The sequence below is a fragment of the Synechococcus sp. B60.1 genome, from assembly GCF_047462555.1.
Taxonomy (GTDB): Bacteria; Cyanobacteriota; Cyanobacteriia; order Thermostichales; family Thermostichaceae; genus Thermostichus.
Genome location: NZ_JANSJN010000120.1, coordinates 1 through 7950 on the forward strand (window position 1 = coordinate 1; position 7950 = coordinate 7950).

A 7950-nucleotide genomic window follows, 5' to 3' on the forward strand; every position below is an offset into this window, starting at 1 on the left:
CCTCAGTTCCTTGATGCTCTCCCACCGCAAGTTGGTGGGGAACTGCACCCAGAAAGCGTCTAGGCCAAACCAGGCCTTGACTTGCTTGCCCACTCTGACCTGCTCTTCTTGGAACTTTGGCCATTGCTTCGGGTAGGCCACGGGGAACAGTCCAGCCTTACAGTACTGTGGCAACCTGGGCTTTGGATCCGGCTGCACTTGCAAAAGCGACTTAAAGCTCGTTAGTGCTTCTGCTACCGATTTGCAAGTCTGCTGTGCAGAGGAGACGTACATCGCCATAAAGTGTCTATTTTTGGCTCTCACCCTCTCTCTGCAGAGCTGGGCATAGTTTACCAGTCGCTTGGTCTTGAAAGAGACTTGGCGAGCATAGTACAGAGCGCAGTTGTAGACCTTGTTGGACTGCTGGCAGAGGTACTCCCGTAGGGCTACTAGCTTCCTGTCCTGAATCAGAACCTGTTGGCATCCATATTTCATTTTTTGTTGATAAGCAGTATGATAACTACAGCTTGGCACAGATGATTGTCAACGAGAAAAGAAAGTCAGCGGTACAACCACTAAAACCATGCTGTGGGATTAGCAATCGTCTATCTAGTTTTTGTCCTAAAAAGAGAAAAAAGGTTTTAGTAGAAGAGGTAAGGAATAGGCTGTTTGAGTTATGGCAGGAATTGTCTAGTGAAAAGGGTTGGCACGTCAGAGCCATTGAAGTAGCTCCAGACCATGTTCATTTGTTTCTTGAAATAAAGCCTACCGACCCTGTTCATTTGGTGGTAAAGCATTCAAGGGCAGAGCCCCCAGATATTTAAGAGAGGAATTTCCTAGCCTGCGAAAACTCCCTAGCCTTTGGAGCAGAAGTTATTTCTTCTGTACAGCAGGGAATGCTAGCGCTGAGGTGATCCAAGACAACGACCCGCACATTGGTGAGCGGCTAAAGCTGCTCTAAGGCTTTTCCGCCCCGCATTACTCGCGTCAGCGGCGCGGAGCGCTGAGTACGGGGCTACCAAGCTACTCTGCGGTGTGGTGACCCACCAGCGCCACCAGTTCCTGGAAGCGGCTTACCCGCATCGGCAAAAGGACGCGATCCCCCCTTCGGCTGGGTAGTACACCAGGCCCCCTTGGTTGGTGGAGCGGGGTTCGAGGCGCTCGACATGGGCCCAGCGGATCTGCCACTCCTGGCGCAGCCAAGGCGGGGTAGGTGGCTTGCCTGCCCACCTCGTCCACCTGAACCTGCTGGCTCAGGGATCCCAGCAGCAGCGCCGCCCTTAAGTCCAGATCCTGGAGAGCTGGCCCTGGAGCTAAGCTAGTAGAGCCTCCGGAGAACCGGAGAGAAGGGTTTGTTGGCCACTTGTCGATTGAGTCTTGGGTGATTGATATGGAGATATGAAGGCTCAGCTTCCGGTTACGGTTTTGACAGGCTTTTTGGGCAGTGGTAAAACCACGCTGCTCAAGCGCATCTTGCAGGAGGAGCACGGGCGGCGCATCGGGGTTATCCTCAACGAGTTTGGCGAGATCTCCATCGATGGCGAACTGGTCAACATGCCCGAAGGAGGGCTGATGCAGCTCAGCAACGGCTGTCTCTGTTGCACGGTGCGGGAGGATCTCGAACGGGCGGCTCGCGAGCTGCTCCAGCATGCCCAGGCGTTGGACTACCTGGTGGTGGAGACCAGCGGCGTGGCGGATCCCAGGCAGGTGGCCGAGCTGTTTGTACAGAGAACCTTCCACGAGGAGCTGCGTCTGGATGGGGTGGTGACCCTGGTGGATGGGGCCGAGTACTGGCGCAACTTCCGGCGCTCCCAAACCACCGCCCACCAGATCAGCAGCGCCGACATCTTGCTCCTGAACAAGGTAGATTTGATCACCCCAGCCGAACAAGAGCAGATCCTATTAGATTTGCGTCGCTACAACCCCGACGCTCCCTGTCTGCCCACCACCCACGCCCAGGTGCCCTTGGCCCGCATTTTGGATGTGCACGCCTTTCGCCCAGAACTGTGGGATCCCAAGCTCTCTGCTGCCGAGGCTGAAGGTCACGCCCACCCCAGCCACCATCTGGAAGAAGACGGGATCCAATCCCTGAGCTTTCAACTGCAGCAACCGCTGGATCTGGCGGCCTTCCGCGATTGGCTGCAAGACCTGCCGGAGACGATTTTTCGCGCCAAGGGGGTGCTGTGGGCTGCAAACGAGCCGCAGCGGGTTATCTTTCATCAGGTGGGCCGACGACAAACCCTCTTCTTGGAGCGGGAGTGGGATCCCAGTGAGCCGCATTGGTCAAAAATTGTCTTCATCGGTAAGGAACTAGAGCAAGAAGCGCTGGCCGCCGGCCTCAGCCGGCTGTGTCGGGCAACTGCCGCCTGCCCATGAGTCCAAGTTTTGGGATGGGATAACCGCGATGGCCCGCAGCAAACTTTCAGAACAAGAACAACAGCAAATTGTTAGCTCCTACCGCGGCTCGGCGGCCACTGCTGCCGAATTGGCCGAGCAATTCCGGGTGAGCGTTACCACCATCACCCGTGTCCTCAAGGAAAACCTCGCTGCCGACGAGTACCAGCGGCTGATCCAGCTCAAACGCTCAGCAGCTCGCCGCAAAGACACGGGCGAGGAACCCGCCCTTCCCCTGGACGGTATGGAGGGGCAACAGGTCTTGCCCCCGCAGAGGGCTGCCGACGCCTCCGATCTCAGCGATGTAAGCGAAGGGGAGAGGATCCCTGGCGACAGGACGGCCACGGTGACAGAACTGGCCCCCGAAGAATTGCCGGCCCAGCTCGTAGCCGAGCTTCAAGAAGACCTAGAAGACGACGAGGACAACGAGCTAGAAGACGAAGAAGACGATGACGATGAAGAAGAGGATGACGACGATTTTTTAGACGACGCGGCAGCGGTGCCCTCAGAAGATCCGCTGGCGGATCCCGTCCATCACATCCAAGTACTCCCCCTGGAGGAGCTCGACCTGCCCGAGACCTGTTATGTTGTGGTGGATCGCTACCAAGAATTGACCACCCGCCCCCTCAAGGAATTTCTGGGACTGGGATCCCTGCCCATGGAAGGGATCGAAAACGCCAATACGCTGCCGATTTTCGACAACCACAAGGTGGCTCGGCGCTTTTCCGAGATGAGCCGTCGCGGCAGCAACACCTATCCGCCCTACCGGGTCATCCAATTTCCCGGATACATTTTGGAGATCGTACGCCCACAATTGCAAAAGAAAGGCATTACTCATCTGCTAATGGATGGACAAATTTACAGCCTGTGAGGTGTAGCCGCTGAATCCAACTACAGCTTGCTCCTTCGTCAGGAGATCCAGCACACAGACGGAAACTCCACCTGGACAAGGGTTTTGGCTTATGTGACGATATGAGACCTGACCAAGCAGGCTGTAACTGCCCAGTTGCCGAAATTAACAGTCTTAACCAGAGCACTCAACCAAAGATCCTCAAAAGATCAAGGGATAGACCTATGTCGGAGTTTCAACTGGTTTCTCCCTATCAGCCCACGGGGGATCAGCCCAAAGCAATTGCTGCTTTGGTAGAGTCGATTGCGGCAGGGCATCGCTTTCAAACCCTGCTGGGGGCAACTGGGACCGGCAAAACGTTTACCATTGCCCATACCATCCAGCAAGTTGGCAGGCCCACCTTGGTGATGGCCCCCAACAAAACCTTGGCCGCCCAACTGTGCAACGAGCTGCAAGAGCTTTTTCCCTACAATGCCGTCGAATATTTCATCAGCTATTACGACTATTACCAACCGGAAGCCTATGTGCCCAGCACCGATACTTATATCGCCAAGTCTTCTTCTATTAACGATGAAATCGACATGTTGCGGCACTCGGCCACCCGCTCCCTCTTTGAACGGCGAGATGTTATTGTCGTGGCCTCGGTAAGCTGTATCTACGGCCTGGGCATGCCGGAGGAATACCTGAAGGCTTCCATTCCCTTTCAAGTCGGCCAGCAGATTAACCAGCGGGAGGTCTTGCGGGATCTGGCCAACATCCAGTACGAACGCAACGACCTGGAGCTGGGGCGGGGGCGGTTTCGCGTCAAAGGCGATGTGCTGGAAATTGTGCCGGCCTACGAAGACCGAGTCATTCGCATCGAGTTTTTTGGGGACGAGATTGAGGCCATTCGCCTCATTGATCCAGTGACGGGCGAGATCCTAAACAGTGTCAGCGCCCTCAGGGTTTATCCGGCCCGCCACTTCGTAACGCCAGAAGCTCAGTTGCAGCAGGCGATCCTCAACATTGAGCAAGAGCTGGAAGAGCAACTGGCTTTCTTTCGCCGCCAAGGCAAGCTACTGGAGGCCCAACGCCTAGAACAGCGCACCCGCTACGACCTAGAGATGCTGCGGGAGGTGGGCTATTGCAACGGCATCGAAAACTACTCCCGGCACTTGACGGGGCGCAAAGAAGGGGAGCCGCCTGCCTGTTTGGTGGATTATTTCAAGGCCAACGATTGGCTCTTGGTGGTGGACGAATCCCACGTCACGGTGCCGCAGATCCGTGGCATGTACAACGGCGACCGCGCCCGCAAACAGGTGCTGGTGGATCACGGCTTTCGCCTGCCCAGCGCCCTCGACAATCGCCCTCTCAAAGCCGAGGAGTTCTGGGCCAAAGTCCACCAATGCGTCTTTGTTTCCGCCACGCCTGGCAACTGGGAACTGGAGCAGAGCGGAGCCCAACTTGAAACGGTGGTGGAAAACGGCAAACCCCTGAAGTTCTACGTGCCAGGCACCGGTCGGGTTATAGAGCAGGTCATTCGGCCCACCGGGGTGGTGGATCCCGAGGTGCACGTGCGCCCCACAGCCGGGCAGGTGGAAGATTTGCTGGGCGAGATCTATTTGCGGCTGGAGCGCTCGCAGCAGGGGCCTGCCGAACGGGTGATCGTGACCACCCTCACCAAACGCATGGCCGAAGATCTCACCGAATACCTTCAGGAACGCAGCATCCGCGTTCGCTATCTGCACTCTGAGATTGCCCCCATCGAGCGCATTGAGATCCTCCAAGATTTCCGGGAAGGGGCCTTTGATGTGTTGGTGGGGGTCAATTTGTTGCGGGAAGGGTTGGATTTGCCGGAAGTCTCCTTGGTGGCCATTTTGGATGCGGACAAAGAAGGATTTTTGCGGGCGGAGCGCTCCCTAATCCAGATGATCGGGCGGGCAGCGCGCAATGTCCGTGGCACGGTGGTGATGTACGCCGATACCCTGACCGGCAGCATGGCCCGGGCCATCGCCGAAACCCAGCGCCGCCGCGAAATTCAACTGCAATACAACCGCCAACACAACATCACCCCTAAGCCCATTGTCAAGAAAAACAGCAACGCCATCTTGTCTTTTTTGGCCATCTCCCGCAAACTCAGCGACCAAGATCTGGAAAAGGCCTTTCAAGCTACAGACGAGATCCCGCTTTCGGAGATTCCAGAGCTGATCGGCCAACTGGAACTGAAGATGAAAGCAGCCGCCAAAAACCTGGAATTTGAAGAAGCTGCGCAACTGCGAGACCAAATTAAAAAGCTGCGCCAACGCCTTTTGGGCCACCATCAGAGCACTTAAAGTCCTCACTTGGGTTGGCCAAAATCGGGATTTGCTTGTGCCACCATAGGCTTACAGCAGCATCCTAGGGATCCCTGAGACAATGGACGTTCGTGTCCAACGAGCCATTCGAGACTCTGTCCTGCTGAAGGGAGCGGCCTTGGCGGTGGGGCTGATAGCCGGGATCGGCCTCTGGCTCCTGCCTGCTCCGGTCTCCAAGGCTGCTGGGATCCCGGTGGCTCAGGCCCTTGAATTTCGGGATCCCGGCTTTTTCCAAACCGGCCCCACCCCTGCCGAAGTGCCAACTCCTGAGGGATCCCCCTCCCCGACCCCTAGCCCACTGGGGCTCTCCTTTACCGGCCAAGAGGGCACAGAAGTCTTGGTGGGGAACATTCCGGTGTTTCGCCTGCAGACGGCAGAGTACCCCAGCGATGTGCGGGCCGATAACGTGCGGGCCATCATTGAGCGCTTCTTGGAAGAAGGTCAGTTGCCAGAGCCGGAGGTGCGGGTGGCCCAGGATGCCAATGGCCAGTACGTCCTCCGCCTGGGAGAAAGGGGCCGCTTTGAGGCCACCCAGCGGTATCTGTTTACCGTCACCTATGCCGATGCCGCCGCCGAGCGCAGGGTGCCGCTGGGCCAGGTGGGCCTCAACGACGTGCGTCTGGTGGCCAACACTTGGGCGCGACGGCTGGAACAAGCCATTGCCGAGTACCGGCAGGATCGGCTGGATCTGCAGCGGGCGCAGGATCCGCGCGTGCTGGCTCTCACCATCTTGGCCGGTCTGGCCACATTGGCGCTGGGGTTCTTTCTCTGGCGGCTGTTCGACCGCAGCCTAGTTCGCCTGCAGAGGTGGCTGGAGCTCCAGGCCGGCCCGGCCTGGGGAACCTGGATCGACATTGGGGGAGTGCTCCTGCGAGGCGTGGGGGCAATTCTCATTGCCGGCATCTCGCTGGATCGCGGCATCAGCTTCATACCCGCCCTGCGACCGTTTCAGCGCGCTTTTTACCTGGGCTTGGGGCGGGTGGTGGCCACGGCGCTGGGCGTCCTCACCCAACCGCTGCCCAATTCCAGCGTCTCCATTGCCAGCTTACTGGTCTTCTTTGTGCTGGCCGTTTTGGTCTTCACCGTTGCCCACTACGTCAGCGTTGGCTTTAAGCAGCGGTTTCTGAGCCGGCTGGGACTGGATCTGGGCACCCAGGAGTCTACAACGGCCATCTTCAAGTACATCCTCACGCTGTTCGGGATCCTCTTGGTCTTGCCCTTCAGCGGCCTGAATCTGGGATCCCTGGCGGTGATTGCCGGGGCGGTGGGTTTGGGGATCGGCTTTGGCCTGCAAAACCTCTCCAACAACTACATCAGCTACATCGCTATTTTGCTGGAGCGCCCCATCCAAATCGGGGATCTGGTGGAAGTGGACAACCTGCTCGGCACCGTGGAGCGCATCGGCCCGCGGGCCACCGTCCTGCGCACTTTGGATCGCATCTTTGTGATTGTGCCCAACTCCCGCTTCACCGAGTCAAAGGTGGTGAACTGGAGCTACCGGGATCCCCGCTGTCGCATTCACATTCCCGTCGGCGTGGCCTATGGCTCCGATACAGCCCTGGTTACCGAAGCTCTGCTCAGCGCTGCCAAAGAAAATGCTCGGGTGTTGAGCAGCCCCGCCCCCCAAGTCTGGCTCAAGTCTTTTGGCCCCTCTTCCCTCAACTTTGAGCTGCTGGTGTGGATCAACCGTCCCCAGGATCAATTTGTCTTGATCAGCGAGCTGAACTTCGCCATCGAGGCCGAGTTTCGGCGGCGTGGGATCCGCATTCCTTTCCCGCAGCAGGATATTCACATTCGCAGCCTGGAGGGACTTGTCAGCCTCAATGGCGGCTCCCGTTCCCTGCCCGATGCCGCTTCCATCCAGTCCGCCCTCAGCGAAGCGGCAAAATCGCTGGAAGACCAAAACGGCGTTTCCTGAGCTATCCCTATCGACACCATGCTGCGACGGTTAGATGAGGCACTGGGTAGCTTTGGCAGCCATCCGTGTTGGGCTGAACTGAAGCAAATGCAGCTCCTAAGGCAGCTTTGGCCGGAAGTGGTGGGAGAGGCGGTAGCAGCGCAAACCCATCCCCTCAACGTGCGCCGCCAGGTGCTGCAGGTAGCCACCTCTACCCCGTCCTGGGCGCAAAACTTAACCTTACAACGCCAACTCATTCTCAGAAAACTCAACAGCCGCCTGCACCCCCCCCTCAGCGACATTCGCTTTAGCCCCGGCGCTTGGCACGAAGGATCCAACCCGGTCGCTCCCCACCCTGATGCGGAGTTGACCAGCAAGTTTTATGGCCCCCCCCGCCTCGCTGCCCAAGATGGACAGTGTGGGGGTTACAGCTCTCCGTGGCCCCGAGTCCGCGCTCCGGGGCGTGTGGGGGGGGGGGGGTGGGGAAAGGGGGGGGG

5 protein-coding genes and 1 pseudogene are annotated in these 7950 nt (G+C 58.1%); all 6 read left to right on the forward strand.

Annotated features, from left to right (window positions below):
• Positions 1-567: 567 nt before the first annotated feature.
• Positions 568-940, forward strand: a pseudogene (tnpA, locus tag NW863_RS11590) (IS200/IS605 family transposase).
• A gap of 437 nt (positions 941-1377) precedes the next feature.
• Positions 1378-2355 carry a CobW family GTP-binding protein gene (locus tag NW863_RS11595; RefSeq protein WP_414366500.1) on the forward strand — a complete coding sequence of 326 codons (978 nt, stop codon included), beginning with the start codon at positions 1378-1380 and terminating at the stop codon, positions 2353-2355.
• A 28-nt stretch (positions 2356-2383) separates the two neighbouring features.
• On the forward strand, positions 2384-3244 hold the full coding sequence (locus NW863_RS11600; RefSeq protein ID WP_414366501.1) for a hypothetical protein: 861 nt from the start codon (positions 2384-2386) through the stop codon (positions 3242-3244).
• A gap of 203 nt (positions 3245-3447) precedes the next feature.
• Complete coding sequence (gene uvrB, locus NW863_RS11605) at positions 3448-5535, forward strand: excinuclease ABC subunit UvrB (RefSeq protein WP_414366503.1); 2088 nt, start codon at positions 3448-3450, stop codon at positions 5533-5535.
• Positions 5536-5617: 82 nt separating this feature from the next.
• Positions 5618-7474, forward strand: coding sequence for a mechanosensitive ion channel family protein (locus NW863_RS11610; RefSeq protein WP_414366504.1), 1857 nt, complete (start codon positions 5618-5620; stop codon positions 7472-7474).
• Positions 7475-7561: 87 nt separating this feature from the next.
• Positions 7562-7950, forward strand: a 389-nt coding sequence (locus NW863_RS11615; protein WP_414366506.1) for a DciA family protein, incomplete at its 3' end; no start/stop codon positions are given.